This window comes from Tessaracoccus sp. MC1679 (assembly GCF_014164775.1).
Taxonomy (GTDB): domain Bacteria; phylum Actinomycetota; class Actinomycetes; order Propionibacteriales; family Propionibacteriaceae; genus Arachnia.
The window spans coordinates 210,319-227,130 of record NZ_JACJGB010000008.1; the positions used below are offsets into that span (position 1 = coordinate 210,319).

Below are 16,812 nucleotides of genomic sequence, written 5' to 3' on the forward strand. Positions count from 1 at the left end.
GGGTCGACAGGGCGGCATTGCGCAGCGATGCCCAACCCGACGATCACCGAGCTGGCATCCCGCCCAGGAAGACCCATGCCAACGCCGCCCTGTCGACGCGCGCCGGGACGCAACCACGCCACGGGCGAACGACGCGGGATCAGGGAGACCCTGCCTGGGCGGCCCTCACGACCCGACCACCGCAAGACCACTGCCTCAAGGCAGACCGTGTCAACAGCGGGCCGCCCAGGCAGGGTTCTCCCGGATCCCCGCACATCCCGGTTCAGCGGCTACTGCTCGAGGGGTCGCCGCGGGGCCAATTATCACAAGTTGATAACCCCGGTTGACTTTCGGCGGGGGTCGCACATACGCTTCTAGCAATCCCTGAGAGCGCTCTCGATGATTCGCCGAAGACAGATGAGAGCGCTCTCTACGGGAAGGCACACAGTCATCACAAAGGAGTCACCGTGCGTCCTGTCATCCGCAACCTCGCCGCCGTCGCTTGCGTCGGCGCCCTACTCACGGCCTGCGCGTCGGGCACCCCCGACGCCACCACGTCCCAGGACGCCTCGGCGAACCCGGACGAGAAGATCACCCTCACCGTCGCCACGTTCAACGAGTTCGGCTACGAAGAGCTGATCAAGGAGTACATGGCCGACAACCCCAACATCACCGTCGAGCAGCGCAAGGCCGCGACGGCCAACGAGGCCCGCGACAACATGAACACCCGCCTCGCCGCAGGCTCGGGCCTGGCCGACATCGAGGCCATCGAGATCGACTGGTTGACCGAGCTCATGCAGTACCCGGACAAGTTCGTCGACCTGGCGGACCCCGAGCTGGAGGGCCGCTGGCTCGACTGGAAGACCGCCGCCGTGACCACCGAAGACGGCAAGCTCATCGGCTACGGCACCGACATCGGCCCCCAGGGCATCTGCTACCGCGCCGACCTCATGGAGAAGGCCGGCTTCCCGACCGACCGCGAGGAAGTTGCCGCGCTGCTCGAGGGCGACTGGGACAACTACTTCACCGTCGGGAAGGACTACGTGGCCAAGTCGGGCGGCGTCGCCTGGTTCGATTCCGCCTCGGCCACCTTCCAGGGCATGGTCAACCAGGTGGAGAACCCCTTCGAGAATTCGGACGGCACCCCCATCCCGCTGAGCGAGAACGCGGAGATCAAGGGGATCTACGACCAGATCGCCACCGCTGCCGTCGACGACGGCCTGTCCGCCGGCCTGGCGCAGTGGACCGAGGACTGGACCAACGCCTTCCAGGGTGAGAAGTTCGCCACCATGCTCTGCCCCGGCTGGATGCTGGGCGTCATCGAGGGCAACGCCGAGGGCGTCGAGGGCTGGGACATCGCCAACGTTTACCCGGGCGGCGGCGGCAACTGGGGCGGTTCCTACCTGACCGTTCCTGAGCAGGGCCCCAACCACGAGGCGGCCAAGGAGCTCGCCGCATGGCTGACCGCCCCTGAGCAGCAGATCAAGGCGTTCGAGGCCAAGGGCACCTTCCCGTCGCAGGTCGATGCCCTCGAGGACCCGGCCCTGCTGGAGTCCACCAACGCGTTCTTCAACGACGCGCCCACCGGACAGATCCTGGCCGACCGCGCCAAGGCCGTCACCGTGCAGCCTTTCAAGGGCCCGAACTACTTCGCCCTTGCGCAGCTGGTCACTGACGGTCTGAACCGTGTCGACGTCGAAGGCACCGACGACGCCGCCGGCTCGTGGGACAAGGCCCTCGCGGCCTACGACGCCCTCGGCCTCAGCTGAGTCACCGCGGGGTCGGGGGTCGCACCCCCGGCCCCCGACCCCGCCCCGTCCCCGCTGCCCGAAAGACATCCCCATGAGAGAGCTCACCCTGAGCCAGCGCCTGAGCCGGCTCGACGTCAAGGCGTCGCCTTACCTGTACATCAGCCCGTTCTTCATCCTGTTCTTCATCGTCGGCCTGTTTCCACTGGTGTACACCGCCTACGTGTCGGTGCATGACTGGCACCTGATCGGCGGTCAAGGCGACCTGGTGGGCCTCAAGAACTACACCGACGTGCTCCAGCAGCCCAACTTCTACAAGGCGCTGCGCAATACCTTCTCGATCTTCCTGCTCTCCTCCGTGCCGCAGGTGATGGCCGCGATCGTCATCGCCTACCTGCTCGACACCAACCTCCGCGCGAAGACCTTCTGGCGGATGGGCGTGCTGCTCCCCTACGTTGTGGCGCCCGTGGCCGTCTCCATGATCTTCGCGAAGATCTTCGCCGACCAGTCCGGCCTCGTGAACGCGGTCCTCGCGAACCTGGGCGCGGCCGGCATCGGCTGGCACGCGGATCCGCTGGCCGCCCACATCGCCATCGCCACCATGGTGAACTTCCGCTGGACCGGCTACAACGCGCTGATCTTCCTCGCCGCCATGCAGGCCATCCCGCGGGAGGTCTACGAGGCCGCGATCGTCGACGGCGCCGCCCGCTGGCGCACCTTCTTCTCCATCACCATCCCGATGCTGCGGCCCACCATCATCTTCGTCGTCATCACCTCCACCATCGGCGGCCTCCAGATCTTCGACGAGCCCCGCATGTTCGACACCCTGGGCCAGGGCGGCGCGGACCGGCAGTGGATGACGCTGACGATGTACATCTACGAGCTGGGCTGGGGAGCCCAGAAGAGCTTCGGCCGCGCCGCGGCCGTGTCCTGGATCCTGTTCCTCATCATCATCCTGGTGGGCGTCATCAACTACCTCATCACGCGCTCCATCGCGTCATCCTCGAGCGGAAAGGCGGGCCGTTGATGTCCACGCAGATGTCCTCCCCCATGGTCGAGCAGTTGGCAGGCAAGGGCGCAGCCCGCGCGGTGCGACGCAAGCTGCACGGCGTTGACAAGCGCCCAGGCTGGGCGACGTACGCCGCCCTCGCCGCCGTCGTGCTCATCTCGATCTACCCGATCTACTTCACGATCCTGCTGGCCTCCTCGACCGCGCCCGAGATCGCGCGCAACCCCATCCCGTCCTTCATCCCTGGTGGCAACCTGATGGCCAACATCGGTCGCGTCATCACCTCGGACATCAAGTTCTGGACGGCGCTGGGCAACTCGGTGATCGTCTCCACGATCACCGCCATCTCAGTGGTGTTCTTCTCGACGCTGGCCGGTTACTCGTTCGCGAAGCTACGGTTCCGCGGCAGCAGCGGCCTGCTGGTGTTCGTCATCGCGACCATGGCGGTTCCGACGCAGCTCAGCATCGTGCCCCTGTTCATCCTCATGTCCGAGCTGGACTGGGTGGGCAAGCTCCAGGCGGTCATCGTGCCCGGCATGGTCACGGCCTTCGGTGTGTTCTGGATGACCCAGTACCTGCGCGAGGCGCTGCCCTTCGAGTTGATCGAGGCGGCCCGAGTAGACGGCGCCTCCATGATCCGCACATTCTGGTCCATCGCGCTCCCGGCGGCCCGTCCCGCCGCGGCAATGCTGGGCCTGTTCACTTTCGTCGGGTCCTGGACCAACTTCTTCTGGCCCTTCATCATCCTGGGCTCTGCCAACCCCACCCTCCCGGTGGCGCTGCAGCTGCTCCAGGCGTCCTACTTCAAGGACTACTCGCTCATCATGGCCGGCGTCCTCGTCGCCACGCTGCCGCTGGTTGTCCTGTTCGCCGTCGCCGGGCGCCAGTTGGTGGCCGGCATCATGCAAGGAGCAGTCAAGGGATGACCGCCTATCAGTTCCCCCCAGGCTTCCTGTGGGGCAGCGCCACCGCGTCGTTTCAGATCGAGGGGGCCACCCACGAGGACGGCCGCACGGACTCCATCTGGGACGTGTTCTGCCGTGAGCCGGGCGCCGTCTTCGGCGGCCACGACGGCACGGTCGCCTGCGACCACTACCACCGCATGCCGCAGGACGTGGGCATGATGGCGGACCTGGGACTGCAGTCCTACCGCTTCTCGACGTCGTGGCCCCGCGTGCGCCCCGACGACAAGGACCTCAACCCCCGGGGCCTGGACTTCTACTCACGTCTGGTCGACGAGCTCCTCGGCCACGGCATCACGCCGTGGGTGACGCTCTACCACTGGGACCTGCCCGCCGCACTGCAGGACAAGGGGGGCTGGACCAACCGCGACACCGCCTACCGCTTCGTCGAGTACGCCGAGGCGATGCACGCCGCGCTGGGTGACAGGGTCAACATCTGGACCACGCTCAACGAGCCGTGGTGCTCGTCGTTCCTCTCCTACGCCTGCGGGGAGCACGCCCCCGGGCATGCCTCGCGGCGCGAAGGCCTGCACGCGGCGCACCACCTGCTGCTGGCCCACGGGATGGCGACGGCGCGGCTGCGCGAGCTGGCGCCGTCGGCCACGCTGGGGATCACCACCAACCACACGGTTCCGGACCCGCTGGACCCGTCGTCGGCCAACGACGTGGAGGCCGCCAGGCGGATCGACGGGATTTTCAACCGCTTCTTCCTGGACCCGATCTTCCGCGGGGAGTACCCGGCGGACGTGCTGGAAGACCTGGCGGGGCTCGGCCTCGAGGACGCCATCCAGCCGGGGGATCTGGAGATCATCTCCACCCCCATCGACGTGCTGGGCGTGAACTACTACCACGGTGAGGCCGTCACCGGCACGCCGTCGTCGGACTACGCACCGGTGGTGCTGCCCGACGGGCGGGTTCGGGGGAACCCGAACATCGGCTCCGAGTGGGTGACGTCCGTGCCGCGCGGGCTGCCGGTCACGGATCAGGACTGGGAGATCCAGCCCGAGGGCCTGACCCGGCTGCTGGTGCGGCTGCAGGAGGAGTACACCGGCCCGGCCGGCATCCCGCTGTACGTGACTGAGAACGGCGCCGCGATGCCTGACGTGGCGAACGCGGAGGGCTTTGTCGACGACCAGGACCGGGTGTCGTTCGTGCGCGACCATCTCGTCGCCGTCCACGACGCCATCTCGGCCGGGGTGGACGTGCGCGGGTACTTCGTGTGGTCCCTGATGGACAACTTCGAATGGGCGTGGGGCTACGACAAGCGCTTCGGCATCGTGCGCGTGGATTACGAGACACAGCAGCGCACCCCGAAGGCGTCGGCTCTATTCTTCCGTGACGCTGCGCGCCAGAATGGCGTGCAGGGGTAGTGAAGGGACCGACGATGGTGAGGCCGACGCTGGAGGACGTCGCACGGTTCGCGGGCGTCTCGCGCGCCACGGTGTCACGCGTCGTGCGTCACGATCCCGGGGTGGCAACGGAGACCGCTGCCAAGGTGGGGGCCGCCGTCTCCAAGCTGGGCTACGTGCCCAACGCGTCGGCCCGGTCCCTGGCGACGGGGCGCTCCAACACGCTCGCGATGGTGGTGCCGGAGCCGGACGGGATGGTCTTCTCGGACCCCTTCTTCGGCCTGGCTGTGGCCGGCATCAACGACGGCATGGCCGGCACAGACATGCAGCTCGTGATGGTGTTCGCGTCACACCCGGACCGGTCCGGTTCAGTCGTCGACTTCCTGCTTGAGGGGCGCGTTGCGGGGGCGATCGTGGTGTCGCACCACCGCTCCGACGGGCTGGTCGCGGCCGCGCTCAACCTGCCCATCCCGACGGTGTTCCTGGGGGCGCCGCTGCTTCCGGACACTGATCATCATCCGTACTTCGTGGACACCGACAACTTGGGCGGCGCACGTCTCGCGGCGGAGCGGATGCTGGCGACGGGGGTGCGCCGCCCTGCCACCGTCGCTGGCCCGTCGGACATGTCGGCGGCGCTGGACCGACTCACCGGCTGGCGCACGGTTCTCGAGGATGCGGGGCTCGAGGTCGCCGTCGCGCACGGCGACTACACCCGCGAGTCGGGCGCCCGCGCGGCGGCTGAGCTGCTCGACGCAGACCCAGCGATCGACGGGATCTTCGCGGCCTCGGACCTGATGGCCCAAGGCGTGATGGATACGCTCCGGGCGCGCGGGATCCGGATCGGCGAGCAGGTGAAGGTGATCGGATTCGACGACTTCGCGGCCGCCGCGACACTCGACCCGCCCTTGACGACGGTGGTCAACCCCGCGGTCGAGTTGGGCCGGCAGGCCACCCTGATGGTGTTGGGCCTCGTTGAGGGGCGGGAGATCGCGTCTCCGGTGACGCTGCCGGTGGAGTTGAAGATCCGCGCCTCCGGCTAGCCGCCCGTAGACTTCCCGCGACACACAGAGCGGGAGGAGGAGCATGCGGAAGCCAACCGTCGCCACCCTGGCATTGCTCGTGGTGACGGCGATCTGGGGGTCGACGTTCTTCATCATCAAGGACGCCGTCAGCAAGATCGACCCCATCGACTTCCTCGCCGTCCGGTTCGCCGTCGGAGCCGCCATCCCCGCCTTCGTCTTCTGGCGACGACTCAGCCGCCTCACCGCCACGCAGTGGCAGATCGGACTGGCCCTCGGCTGCCTCTACGGCCTTGCGCAGATCGTCCAGACCGTGGGCCTGCAGACGACGGCGGCCTCAGTCTCCGGGTTCATCACCGGCACGTACGTGGTCCTGACCCCGATCATCATGTGGATCGCCTTCAAGGCCCGACTCAACGTCCGCACGTGGGTGGCGGTGGCGCTGGCACTCGCCGGGCTCGCGGTGCTGAGCCTCACCGGGCTCGGCAACGGCGGAGTCGGCGAGGCGCTCACCCTCGTCGGCGCGGCGCTGTACGCCGTTCACATCGTCCTGCTGGACCGGTGGTCACGTTCCATGGACGCCATGAGCCTGGCCATCGTCCAGCTCATCGGCGTGGCGCTGACCACCGGTTTCCTGGGCCTCCCCGGCGGCTACCACGTGCCCGCGGACCCCGGCGTCTGGGGCGCCATCGTCTACACCGCGATCATGGCCGGCATCGTCACGATGCTGTTGCAGACCTGGGCGCAGCGCCACATCACCCCCACCCGGGTGGCCCTACTCATGACGTTCGAGCCGGTCTTCGCCTCGGCGTTCGCCGTCGGCTTCGGCGGCGAGGCCGTCACAATCCGCCTCGTGGCCGGCGGAGCTTTGATTCTGCTGGCCACCCTCATCGGCATCCGCGGTGGGCAGGCCGATGCCGTGAACGACACCATCTCAATCCCGGGGCGCGACGACGCCGACCCCCCTCCCCGCGCTGGGTGAGGCCTACTCGGGGCGGAGGACGGCGAACGGGTCGGTGACCACCAAAGCACGGTCGCGGAAACGGAACACGCGGGCCGGGCGGCCACCCTTCGTGCCGGGCGCCGACATCTCCCCCGTCGGCACCAACTGGCCGCGCCTCGTCAGAACCCGCTCCAGGTTCGTCGGCGCGACGTCGTGGCCCAACGCCGCGACATACACCTCCCGCAGCTCAGCGATCGTGAACTCCGCCGGCATCAGCGCGAACCCGATGTTGGTGTAGCTGAGCTTCGCCCGGAGCCGGGTGACTGCCTGGGCGACGACGGTGGCGTGGTCGAACGCCAGGTCCGGCAGCTCGTCGACAGCCACCCACGACGCCCGCTCCGGCAGGTGCGGCTCCAGCACCGTCGGCACGAGCCCGAGGTAGCTGGTGCCGATGGTGCGCTGCGCGGGGTCGCGGCCAGGGTCGGAGCGAGTGCCCAGCTGCTCGAGGTGCGTCAGCCCCGCGACATCCACCTTCTCCGCCAGGTGCCTCAGCACCGCGGCCTCCAGCGTCTCCTCCGGCTCGACGGGGCCGCTCGGTAGCGCGAACCGCCCCTCGAACGGCTCGTGGTCACGCCGGGCCAGCAACACGGAGAGCCGGGGGGCGCCGTCGTCGACCCCGCGCACCTGCAGGACCGCCCCGATGGCCTCGTGCCGGTAGAGCGCGACGCCCACGGAATCGCGCGGGGGATGGGGAGCCATGGATGGCATGCTACAGTTCCCCTAGTTTTCGCCTGAGAGTCGAAAACCGGAAAGGAGCAGGAGATGACCCTCCTACAGGAGCGCGGCGTCGGCACCGAGGCGTGGGAGCTGTGGACCGCCGACGAGGTGGCCGCGTGGCAGACCCGCGTCCACGCGCTCGCCGCCGCCCGCAACGCCGTCATCCTCGCCCACAACTACCAGGCGCCGATCATCCAGGACGTCGCGCACCACGTGGGCGACTCGCTGGCTCTCTCCCGCATCGCCGCGACCTCCGATGCCGAGACCATCGTCTTCGCCGGCGTCCACTTCATGGCCGAGACCGCCAAGCTCCTCTCTCCCGCCAAGCGCGTCCTCATCCCGGACCAGGCGGCCGGCTGCTCGCTCGCCGACACGATCAACGCGGACCAGCTGCGCGCCTGGAAGGCCGAGCATCCCGGCGCCGTCGTCGTGAGCTACGTCAACACCACCGCCGAGGTGAAGGCCGAGACGGACATCTGCTGCACCAGCTCCAACGCCGTCGAGGTGGTCCGCTCCATCCCCGAGGACCGCGAGATCCTCTTCCTCCCGGACCAGTTCCTCGGCGCGCACGTGCGCCGCGCCACCGGCCGGACGAACATCCACGTCTGGCTCGGCGAGTGCCACGTGCACGCCGACATCTCGCCGTCGGACCTCATCGAGTCCGTGCGCGACAACCCCGCCGCCGACCTGTACGTGCACCCCGAGTGCGGCTGCACCACGAGTGCGTTGTGGCTGGCCGAGTCCGGCGAGCTGCCCGGCGACCGCACCCACGTGCTCTCCACCGGCGGAATGCTTGACTACGCGCGGCGGGAGACGTCGCGCCAGGTGCTGGTGGCCACCGAGATCGGCATGCTGCACCAGCTGCGCAAGGCCAATCCCCTGACCGACTTCCAGCCGGTCAACCCCAAGGCCGCGTGCCCGTTCATGAAGATGACCACGCCGGAGAAGCTGGAGGCGTGCCTCGGTGACCCTGCGCTGACCAGGGCGTACGAGGTGGATGTTCCGGCGGACGTGGCCGCCCGGGCGCGGCAGGCCGTCGAGCGGATGGTGGCGATCGGCAACCCCGGGTCGGGGGAATGATGCTGCCCGCGGCTGCCCCCGCCTGGACGGGGCGGACCGACGTCGTGGTGGTCGGCACCGGCGCGGCGGGCCTCTCCGCGCTGCTGCACCTGGCCGCCGCCGGCGTCGACTGCGTGGCCGTCACCCGCGGCGAGGTCACGGACTCGGCCACCGCCTGGGCGCAGGGCGGGCTCGCGGCGGTGTGGGACGACGGCGACACGCTCGCCTCCCACGTGGCCGACACCCTGACCGCCGGGGCGGGATTGTGCGACGCGGGGGTCGTGTCGGATCTGGTGGCCAGTGCACCGGGCGCGATCCGGCGGCTGATCGGGCTGGGGGCGCGGTTCGACCGGGGGTCCGGGGGCGGGCTGGACCTGCACCTCGAGGGCGGTCATTCGGCGCGGAGGATCATCCACGCCGACGGCGACGCCACAGGCGCGGAAATCGAGCGTGCGCTGTGGGCGGCGCTGTCGTCGGCTCTCGCGGGGTCGCGGACGCGGGTCATGACCCGGACGCGGCTCGTCGACGTGCTCACGGATGCCGAGGGGCGGGCCTGCGGGGTGCGGCTGCTCGACGCCGACGGCCAGGTGGGCGAGCTGCTCGCCGGCGCCGTCGTGCTCGCCACCGGCGGGCTCGGTCAGTTGTGGCCCGTCACGAGCAACCCGCTGGGCGCGACGGGCGACGGCGTGGCCGCGGCGCTGCGGGCCGGCGCCGAGGTGCGCGACCTCGAGTTCATGCAGTTCCACCCCACCGTGCTGGCCGACGCCGACGCGGGGTCGCGGGGGGTCCTGGTGTCCGAGGCGGTGCGCGGCGAGGGCGCGTGGCTGGTCGACGACGCGGGCCGCCGGATCATGGCTGGGGTGCACCCGCTGCTCGAGCTGGCGCCGCGCGACGTCGTCTCGGCCGCGATCATGTCTCACCTGGAACGGACGGGTGCCGCGCACGTGTGGCTGGACGCGACGTTCTTCGGGCGGTCGACGTGGGAGGGCCACTTCCCCGGGATCCTGGCGCTGTGCCGGGGCCGAGGCGTCGACCCCGTGACCGAACTCATCCCGGTGCACCCGGCCGCCCACTACGCGTGCGGGGGTGTCGCGGCGGACCTGTCCGGGCGGACGTCGGTGCAGGGGCTTTTCGCCGTCGGCGAGGTCGCGGCGACGGGCGTGCACGGGGCGAACCGGTTGGCGTCGAACTCGCTGACCGAGGCGCTGGTAGCGGGCGACCGGGTAGGGGCTCTACTCGCCTCCGGGTCTGTGTCGCGGGCTGGGGCGCCGGTGTCGCGGGGTGTCGTGGGCGTCGTCGATCCTTCGGCGGTCCCAGGCATCAGGGCGTGGATGCAGCACGAGGCCTTCGTGTCGCGGACGTCCGATGGCTTGGGTGCGCTCGGCGCCGCTCTGGCCGAGGCGCCACGTGTTGCTGGTGTGGTGGATGACGCGACCCTCACGGCCACGAACCTGCACGCCGTCGCGACCGCCCTGGTGGCCGCCGCTTCGGCGCGGACCGAGTCCCGCGGATGCCACCGGCGCGCCGACTACCCCACCACGTCGCCCGCCTGGGAGCGGAGGATCGCCATCCGCCTCACGGAGGGCGGCCTTGAGCTCACCTCTGCGCCCCTCACCATCGCCGAAAGGACCGCAGCATGAACGCCCTGTCGACCGAGATCGACCTTGCCCCACTGGACCGCGACGTGGTCGACGCCTGGGGCGCCGTCGACCCAGCCGAGGTGCGGCGGATCATCGCCGTGGCGGTGGACGAGGACCTCCGGCTCGGGCCGGACGTCACGACGGAGGCGACGGTGCCGGCGGACGCCGTCGGGGTCGCGGAGGTGGTGGCGCGCGAGGCTGGAGTCGTCGCGGGGGTGCCGGTAGCGGTCGAGGTGCTGCGGGTGGTGGCGTCGCGGCTGGGGGTCGAGGCGTCGGCCGAGGTGGTGCTCGAGGACGGGGCGCGGGTAGAGCCGGGCGACGTCGTGCTGCGGATCGCCGGGCCGGTCCGCTGCCTGCTGACGGCCGAGCGGACGCTGTTGAACTTCCTGGGGCAGCTCTCCGGGGTGGCGACTGAGACGGCTGAGTGGGTGTCCGCCGTGGCCGGGAGCGAGGCCCGGATCCGCGACACGCGCAAGACCGTGCCGGGCATGCGCGCCCTGCAGAAGTACGCAGTCGTGTGCGGCGGGGGCGTCAACCACCGGATGGCGCTCGGGGACGCGGCGCTGATCAAGGACAACCATGTCGCGGCGGCGGGGTCGGTCGCGGCGGCGTTCCGGGCTGTGCGTGCGCACGCGCCGGGTGTCGCGGTGGAGGTGGAGTGCGACACCGTCGCGCAGGTGCGCGAGGCGGTCGCGGCAGGCGCCGAGCTGGTGCTGCTGGACAACATGACCCTGGCGGAGACCCGCGAGGCCGTTGCTGTGTGCCGCGAAGCGGGGGTCCGGACGGAGGCGAGCGGAGGGCTGACGCTTGAGCGGGCCGCCGAGGTCGCGGCCACAGGAGTGGAGTTCATTGCCGTCGGCGCCCTGACCCACTCGGCAGAGGTTCTCGACCTCGGACTCGACCTCACTTCCTGACCAACGCCCGGATCTGGCCACCCCTGTCTGCAACGTGCTATCCAGAGCGCGGTTTCTGTGGATATCTGCAGAAACCGCGCTCTGGATAGCAAGTTGCAGAGGCGAGGTCGTCCACAGGGCGTCAGGCGTGGCGGGAAATGCCCCGCCAGGTTGCCGAGAGTGGCGGCATGGATCTCCAAGGCATCTACTCCCCCGCTCAACTTCGAGACGCGGGCATCACCCGGCACCACGCCGCTCTGCTGGTGAAGAACGGAAGCTTGCGCCGGATCCGCCCGGGCTGGTATGCCACGGACGGAGCCGACGAAGACGTGCAGCGCGCCCTCAAGGCTGGCGCCAGGCTGGGCTGCCTCAGCGGATGCCGGCACCATGGACTCTGGGTCCCCAACAGGTCAGGAATCCATGTCGTCTACGGGTCTGGAACCGACCCCGTCAGGCGCAAGGGGTTGATCGCCCATCCTTACGGGGTCAGATATCCGCCAGAGGCAGTCTGGCCGTTGTCGGACTGCCTGCGACAGGTGGCGGTCCGACACCCGGTGGAGGACGCCATGATCGTGGCCGAGTCCGCCCTGAACCTCGGCCTGGCACCTCTGGAGGAAGTCCGCTGGGCACTCGGAGGGTTGCCGAAGAAGTACGCCGACTACCGCGACCGAATCGCACCCGCCCAGTCCGGGAGCGAAACGAGAGTCAGGCTCTTCTTCGTGCGCAGGCGCGTCTCCGTCAGGGCTCAGGCCGAGATCGACGGCGTTGGGTTCGTCGACCTCCTGGTGGGAGACTCGCTCATCGTCGAGTGCGACAGCCAGGCACACCACGGCGAGACCAACTACGAGAACGACCGACGGCGGGATCTTGCCGCGAGAGGACTCGGCTACACGACGCTGAGGCTCAGCTACCAGCAGATCTGGAAGAAATGGCCGGCTACCCAACAGAGCTTGATCCATGAACTCCGCAAACGCCGCCACTTGAGGCCCAAGTGATCTGCAACATGCTACGTAGAGAGCGGCATTTGTGTATATACACAAATGCCGCTCTCTACGTAGATTCCTGCAGATCAGTCGGCACGCCTCCCCGACCTCGTCGCCATCCGAGGTCAGGGAAGGGTGCGGCTACTCCTCGTCAGGGGTCAGCGCGGCGCGTGGACCGACAGCAACCAGTCGACAGCCTGCCGAGCGGTCCACCCACCGGGATACAGGGCCGACAGCGCCTTGGCGCCGTCCAGGTCCTGCCCGAGGGTGACCGCAGGCTGCTCCTGGTAGCCGTCCTTACGGAGCTGCCCAAGACCGATGTTGGCCATCAGAGCGTTGCAGAGGCACTTGCGCCCCACCGTGTCCTCTTCGGAGCCGCCCTTGCGGAGGTAGGGCTTGAGGGGCTCCGACGGGCATCGGTAGGTGATCGACTTGTCTGGGCGCTCGACAGGGATGCGGAGGTACCCGAGGTCGCAGATGCGTTCCCGCGCCTGGTAGACGTCCTCCTCGGAGAGGGTGTCGGCCAGTTGGGCCACCTTGAAGGGGAAGCCGGTCGGCGACGCGCGCGGATCGTTGCGCACCACCAAGTCACCGGACTCCAGCTCGGCCATCAACTGCTGCCGGATGGCAGGGGTGAGGCCGGACTCGTCCGCCAGTGCGAACAAGGTGCCGATCTGCACGCCCTCGGCGCCTGCGGCGCGAGCCTCCGCGACCTTCTCCGGGGTGGCGTAGCCGCCGGCAACCCAGAACGGCAGGCCCACGCGGGCGATCTTGCTCAGGTCCGCGTCGTCCCTCGGCCCGTAGATCGGGTCCCCGGCCTCGTCGAGGACACGCACGCCGCGCGGCGGGGAGCTGTGCCCACCGGCGCGGGGGCCCTCGACGATGAAGCCATCGGGACGGATCTCGGGGTCGCGGTTGAGGTAGTCCGCGAGCACATGGAGGGTGACGATCGCGAGGAAGTTGGGGCGCCGCAGGGCGGGCAGCTCGTCGCCCATGGCGGTGACCGGGTTGAGGGAAGCCGTGTGGGTCGTCGTGGAGTTGACCACGTCGATGGTGAGGTGGCCGGTGCGGCCGGCCGCGAACTCGGTGAGCAGCCTGGGGATCTCGCGCGGCACCCCGGCGCCCATGATCACGTAGTCGACGTCGGCCAGCATCGCGCCGAGGATGGCGGACAGGCTGGCGGTCTGGATCTTTTCCAACATGTTGATCCCGACCAGGCCGGAGTGCCGCTCCTTGGCCAGCCAGACCTCGGAGAAGTTGCCGACGAGGTTGAGCTCGATGGCCGCCCGCCTCGGCGAGATCGTGAGGGTGGGGTGCGGGCGGTACGGCTGGCCGGGGGCGCGGCCGCCTTCGAGGAAGTAGGTGTCGAGGATCCGCTGGGCCATCGCGGGCGACGGGAAGTGCGCCAGCGCACGGCGGCGGTGTCCGCCAGGATCGCCGTCCTGCAGCACCCGGGCCAGCACGCCGTCGAGGGCGGTGCCGGAGACGACGCCGAGTTCGCCGCACTGGGAGACCTCGCGGGCCAGCTTCCAGGACGACACTGCGACGCCCATGCCGCCCTGAATCACGGTCGGGGGATGTGTGATGGGCACTGATGATCTCCTCACAAATGGTGTTCCTACGGTACCGTAACTTACGGATGCGTAAGAATCGACTCCGGGGTCCACGGTTACCCGGTCTTCAGGGCGCCTCCGAGGGTGGCCCCTCCGCGCGATCTCCCTCCCCCGTCATCAACAGCCACGTGGTCATGACGCATCACAAAGAGGTCGATCCCCTGGGCCGCGCAGAACTCCTCGAGGCCACCGTCGGCCCGGATCTCGGCGAGCAACTGCGCTGTGGTCCGCATGGGGTCATCGTAGACGGGCAGGCACTTGGCGGTGCGTGAGAGGATGACGCCACCGTCGATTCGAAGGATTCCCGGCCGAGAGCCCCCCGCGCCGGCCGCGGACCGGCTCGTCGGGTACCGGGAGTCGTTGGGCAGCGCGGCGGCCGGTCCCGTGTGACGGGTTTGAGCAAATGGCACGGCTCGCGGTCAGCTCCGCGCTCAAGACGAGCGTGGCCTCCGTCGCGAGTCGTGCCATTTGCTCAAACCCCCTACCGGGCGGGGGCTCTCCGAAGAATGCGAGGGTAGGCTCGAATGCGTGACAGCCCCGCTCGTTGAACCCGGCCCGGAGCTCACCCGCGCCCAGCTCACCCGCTACTCGCGGCACCTGCTGGTCCCCGGCATGGGCATCGAGGCCCAGCGGCGCCTGCTCGCCGCGCGGGTCGCGGTCGTCGGCGCCGGCGGGCTCGGGAGCCCGATCCTGGCCTACCTCGCCGCTGCCGGCGTCGGGCACCTCACGGTCATCGACGACGACGTGGTGGACGCCAGCAACCTCCAGCGGCAGATCATCCACCGCGACAATGCAGTCGGCCTCCCCAAGGTGGACTCCGCCGCCGCGTTCGTGACCGGCCTGAACCCAGACGTCACCGTCGCCACCCAGCGCACCCGCATCACCCCTGACAACGCCCGCAACCTCTTCGAAGGCCACCACCTCGTCCTCGACGGGGCCGACAACTTCCCCACCCGCTACGCCGTCTCCGACGCCTGCGCCCAGCTCGGACTCCCCGTGGTCTGGGCCGCGGTGCTGCAGTTCGACGCCCAGGTGTCGTCCTTCGTGCCCGGCCGCCCGGAGTCGGTCACCCTCCGCGACCTCTACCCGGTCCCGCCCCGCCCGGAGGACGTCCCGTCGTGCGCCGAGGCCGGTGTGCTGGGCGCGCTGGTGGGCCAGGTGGGGTCCATCATGGCCGCGGAGGCGGTCAAGCTGATCTGTGGATTCGGCGACCCCCTCGTCGGCCGCATCCTCCTCATCGACGCGCTCACCCAGCGCACCCGCGAGGTGCCGCTGCGCCCCGCACCCCCCGTCGTCCATACCCGCCCCCACACCCACCCCCACACAGCGGAGGCCCCCATGACACTGAACGAGCTCACCGTCGAGGACGTCGCCGCCATCCTGGAGAATCCCGCGCGGCCCACGCTCCTGGACGTCCGCGAGCCCGCGGAGCACGCGCTGGGCACGATTCCCGGCTCGCTGGCGGTGCCGCTCGGCGAGGTGCTGACCTGGGACCGGTTGGACGACAACCTTCCCGACGGCCCCGTCATCGTCTACTGCAAGATCTCACCCCGCGCGCGCCGCGCCGCGGCGCACCTCATCGGGCTCGGCCACCCTGATGTGTCGCTGATGGAGGGCGGCATGATCGCGTGGGGCGAACGGATCGACCCGAGCTTCCCCCACTACTGATGCGACACTGGTTCCCATGGCGACGGTGAGGTACTTCGCCGCGGCCGCCGAGGCCGCGGGCACAGAGCAGGAACAGGTGGCGGCCCCCACGCTGGGCGCGCTCCTGGCGGACCTGCGCTCGCGGCACGGGGCGAGGCTGTCGCGGGTGCTGGAGGTCAGCTCCGTCCTCCACGACGGCCAATACGTGGAGGACCCAGCCACCCCGCTGGCCGACGACGCCCTCCTGGACGTCCTCCCGCCCTTCGCCGGCGGCTGACGGCGGGTTCGACGATGGCCGTGCTGATCGACCCGCCCCGCTGGCCGGCGCACGGCACCGTGTTCGGCCATCTCGTCTCGGACGCGTCCCTCGACGAACTCCACGACTTCGCCGCGCGCGCGGGCATCCCGCCCAGGGCGTTCGACCACGACCACTACGACGTGCCGGTGTCGCGCTATGACGAGCTCGTCTCCGCCGGGGCCCTCCCGCTGGATGAGCGGGAGCTGGTGCGCCGGCTGGCCGCCTCCGGCCTGCGGGTGCGCGTCCACGAGAAGACCCCCACCCGCCCGGCGGCCCGCGTCGCCGTCGTCACCGCATGGGAGCGTCTCCGTCTGCCGACGACCCTCCGCGACGACCTCGTCGCCCGATGGTCGGAGCCTCACCGCCACTACCACGACGTCCGCCACCTCGCGCAGTGCCTCACCGCCCTCGGGCAGTTGGGGTGCCGGGACGGAGTCGTCGAGCTCGCGGCATGGTTCCACGACTCCGTCTACGACGGTGTGCCCGGGGATGACGAGGAGCGTTCGGCCGCGTTCGCCGAGTCGTCGCTGGGTGGGCTGATTCCGGCCGACGACGTGGCTCAGGTGTCGCGGCTGGTGAGGATGACCGCCACCCACGCCCCCGACGACGAGCGCGGGGCGCTGCTGTCCGACGCGGACCTCTCGATCCTCGGCCAGATCCCCGGCCGCTACCACGTCTACGTCCGCGACGTCCGGCTGGACTACGCCCACGTCGACGACGACGCCTGGAGGGTGGGGCGGGCGGAGGTGTTACGGCACCTGCTCGCGATGGAGCCCCTGTTCCGCACCACCGGGGGCCGCGATCTGTGGGGGTCGCGGGCGCGAGAGAACCTGGCCGCAGAGCTCGCCCGACTCATCGCCTGACCTCAGCTCCACGGAGCCGCACGTCCCCCC

The 16,812-nt window shown here is 69.9% G+C and carries 16 protein-coding genes; 13 read left to right on the top strand and 3 right to left on the bottom strand.

The annotated features are described in order from the left end of the window. The first annotated feature begins 446 nt into the window (after positions 1 to 446). The 6 genes from H5398_RS14450 (at position 447) to H5398_RS14475 (ending at position 7,048) form a co-directional block, all read left to right on the top strand. Positions 447 to 1,748: an extracellular solute-binding protein gene (locus tag H5398_RS14450; RefSeq protein WP_182800501.1), complete on the top strand. Its 1,302-nt coding sequence runs from the start codon at positions 447 to 449 to the stop codon at positions 1,746 to 1,748. Positions 1,749 to 1,821: 73 nt separating this feature from the next. After that, positions 1,822 to 2,754, top strand: coding sequence for a carbohydrate ABC transporter permease (locus tag H5398_RS14455; RefSeq protein ID WP_182783142.1), 933 nt, complete (start codon positions 1,822 to 1,824; stop codon positions 2,752 to 2,754). After that, entirely contained in the window at positions 2,754 to 3,662 is a 909-nt protein-coding gene (locus H5398_RS14460; RefSeq protein ID WP_220489491.1) for a carbohydrate ABC transporter permease, read from the top strand. The genes H5398_RS14455 and H5398_RS14460 overlap by 1 nt, the downstream gene beginning before the upstream one ends. Beyond that, positions 3,659 to 5,068, top strand: coding sequence for a GH1 family beta-glucosidase (locus H5398_RS14465; RefSeq protein ID WP_182783141.1), 1,410 nt, complete (start codon positions 3,659 to 3,661; stop codon positions 5,066 to 5,068). The genes H5398_RS14460 and H5398_RS14465 overlap by 4 nt, the downstream gene beginning before the upstream one ends. 14 nt (positions 5,069 to 5,082) lie before the next feature. Next, on the top strand, positions 5,083 to 6,087 hold the full coding sequence (locus H5398_RS14470) for a LacI family DNA-binding transcriptional regulator (protein WP_182783140.1): 1,005 nt from the start codon (positions 5,083 to 5,085) through the stop codon (positions 6,085 to 6,087). A 43-nt stretch (positions 6,088 to 6,130) separates the two neighbouring features. Then, complete coding sequence (locus H5398_RS14475) at positions 6,131 to 7,048, top strand: DMT family transporter (protein ID WP_182783139.1); 918 nt, start codon at positions 6,131 to 6,133, stop codon at positions 7,046 to 7,048. A 3-nt stretch (positions 7,049 to 7,051) separates the two neighbouring features. Here H5398_RS14475 and H5398_RS14480 read toward each other — a convergent pair whose 3' ends face one another. Next, the gene (locus H5398_RS14480; RefSeq protein ID WP_182800502.1) at positions 7,052 to 7,768 is read right to left on the bottom strand and encodes an NUDIX domain-containing protein; all 717 of its coding nucleotides are present in this window, start codon (positions 7,766 to 7,768) and stop codon (positions 7,052 to 7,054) included. Positions 7,769 to 7,831: 63 nt separating this feature from the next. On the opposite strand from H5398_RS14480, the gene nadA reads away from it, so the two are divergent. From nadA to H5398_RS14500, 4 genes are all read left to right on the top strand, one after another. Then, positions 7,832 to 8,866, top strand: a complete 1,035-nt coding sequence (gene nadA, locus H5398_RS14485; protein WP_182800503.1) for a quinolinate synthase NadA — start codon at positions 7,832 to 7,834, stop codon at positions 8,864 to 8,866. Beyond that, entirely contained in the window at positions 8,863 to 10,485 is a 1,623-nt protein-coding gene (gene nadB / locus H5398_RS14490) for an L-aspartate oxidase (RefSeq protein WP_182800504.1), read from the top strand. Before nadA ends, nadB begins: the two co-directional genes overlap by 4 nt. A gap of 5 nt (positions 10,486 to 10,490) precedes the next feature. Beyond that, positions 10,491 to 11,399 carry a carboxylating nicotinate-nucleotide diphosphorylase gene (gene nadC / locus H5398_RS14495; protein WP_370586145.1) on the top strand — a complete coding sequence of 303 codons (909 nt, stop codon included), beginning with the start codon at positions 10,491 to 10,493 and terminating at the stop codon, positions 11,397 to 11,399. A gap of 167 nt (positions 11,400 to 11,566) precedes the next feature. Beyond that, positions 11,567 to 12,373, top strand: a complete 807-nt coding sequence (locus H5398_RS14500; protein ID WP_182800506.1) for a type IV toxin-antitoxin system AbiEi family antitoxin domain-containing protein — start codon at positions 11,567 to 11,569, stop codon at positions 12,371 to 12,373. A gap of 146 nt (positions 12,374 to 12,519) precedes the next feature. Here H5398_RS14500 and H5398_RS14505 read toward each other — a convergent pair whose 3' ends face one another. Continuing rightward, a complete protein-coding gene (locus H5398_RS14505; RefSeq protein WP_370586140.1) occupies positions 12,520 to 13,953 on the bottom strand; it encodes a nitronate monooxygenase in 1,434 nt (477 codons plus the stop codon). 77 nt (positions 13,954 to 14,030) lie between these two features. Next, positions 14,031 to 14,207 (bottom strand): hypothetical protein, encoded by a 177-nt coding sequence (locus tag H5398_RS14510; RefSeq protein ID WP_182783134.1) that lies wholly within the window; start codon positions 14,205 to 14,207, stop codon positions 14,031 to 14,033. 295 nt (positions 14,208 to 14,502) lie between these two features. Between H5398_RS14510 and H5398_RS14515 the strand changes: the two genes are divergently transcribed. From H5398_RS14515 to H5398_RS17500, 3 genes are read left to right on the top strand one after another with little or no spacing between them, the layout of a single operon-like run. Next, positions 14,503 to 15,642 (top strand): ThiF family adenylyltransferase, encoded by a 1,140-nt coding sequence (locus tag H5398_RS14515; RefSeq protein WP_182800507.1) that lies wholly within the window; start codon positions 14,503 to 14,505, stop codon positions 15,640 to 15,642. Positions 15,643 to 15,658: 16 nt separating this feature from the next. Continuing rightward, a complete protein-coding gene (locus H5398_RS14520; protein ID WP_182783132.1) occupies positions 15,659 to 15,898 on the top strand; it encodes a MoaD/ThiS family protein in 240 nt (79 codons plus the stop codon). 14 nt (positions 15,899 to 15,912) lie between these two features. After that, entirely contained in the window at positions 15,913 to 16,782 is an 870-nt protein-coding gene (locus H5398_RS17500) for a DUF4031 domain-containing protein (protein ID WP_182800508.1), read from the top strand. Positions 16,783 to 16,812 lie beyond the last annotated feature (30 nt).

Coding starts and splice junctions, on each gene's coding strand:
- H5398_RS14460 (WP_220489491.1), top strand. CDS start 2,754: ATGTCCACGCAGATGTCCTCCCCCATGGTCGAGCAGTTGGCAGGCAAG.
- H5398_RS14465 (WP_182783141.1), top strand. CDS start 3,659: ATGACCGCCTATCAGTTCCCCCCAGGCTTCCTGTGGGGCAGCGCCACC.
- H5398_RS17500 (WP_182800508.1), top strand. CDS start 15,913: ATGGCCGTGCTGATCGACCCGCCCCGCTGGCCGGCGCACGGCACCGTG.
- H5398_RS14470 (WP_182783140.1), top strand. CDS start 5,083: ATGGTGAGGCCGACGCTGGAGGACGTCGCACGGTTCGCGGGCGTCTCG.
- H5398_RS14500 (WP_182800506.1), top strand. CDS start 11,567: ATGGATCTCCAAGGCATCTACTCCCCCGCTCAACTTCGAGACGCGGGC.
- nadA (WP_182800503.1), top strand. CDS start 7,832: ATGACCCTCCTACAGGAGCGCGGCGTCGGCACCGAGGCGTGGGAGCTG.
- H5398_RS14520 (WP_182783132.1), top strand. CDS start 15,659: ATGGCGACGGTGAGGTACTTCGCCGCGGCCGCCGAGGCCGCGGGCACA.
- H5398_RS14510 (WP_182783134.1), bottom strand. CDS start 14,207: ATGCGGACCACAGCGCAGTTGCTCGCCGAGATCCGGGCCGACGGTGGC.
- nadB (WP_182800504.1), top strand. CDS start 8,863: ATGATGCTGCCCGCGGCTGCCCCCGCCTGGACGGGGCGGACCGACGTC.
- H5398_RS14475 (WP_182783139.1), top strand. CDS start 6,131: ATGCGGAAGCCAACCGTCGCCACCCTGGCATTGCTCGTGGTGACGGCG.
- H5398_RS14455 (WP_182783142.1), top strand. CDS start 1,822: ATGAGAGAGCTCACCCTGAGCCAGCGCCTGAGCCGGCTCGACGTCAAG.
- H5398_RS14480 (WP_182800502.1), bottom strand. CDS start 7,768: ATGGCTCCCCATCCCCCGCGCGATTCCGTGGGCGTCGCGCTCTACCGG.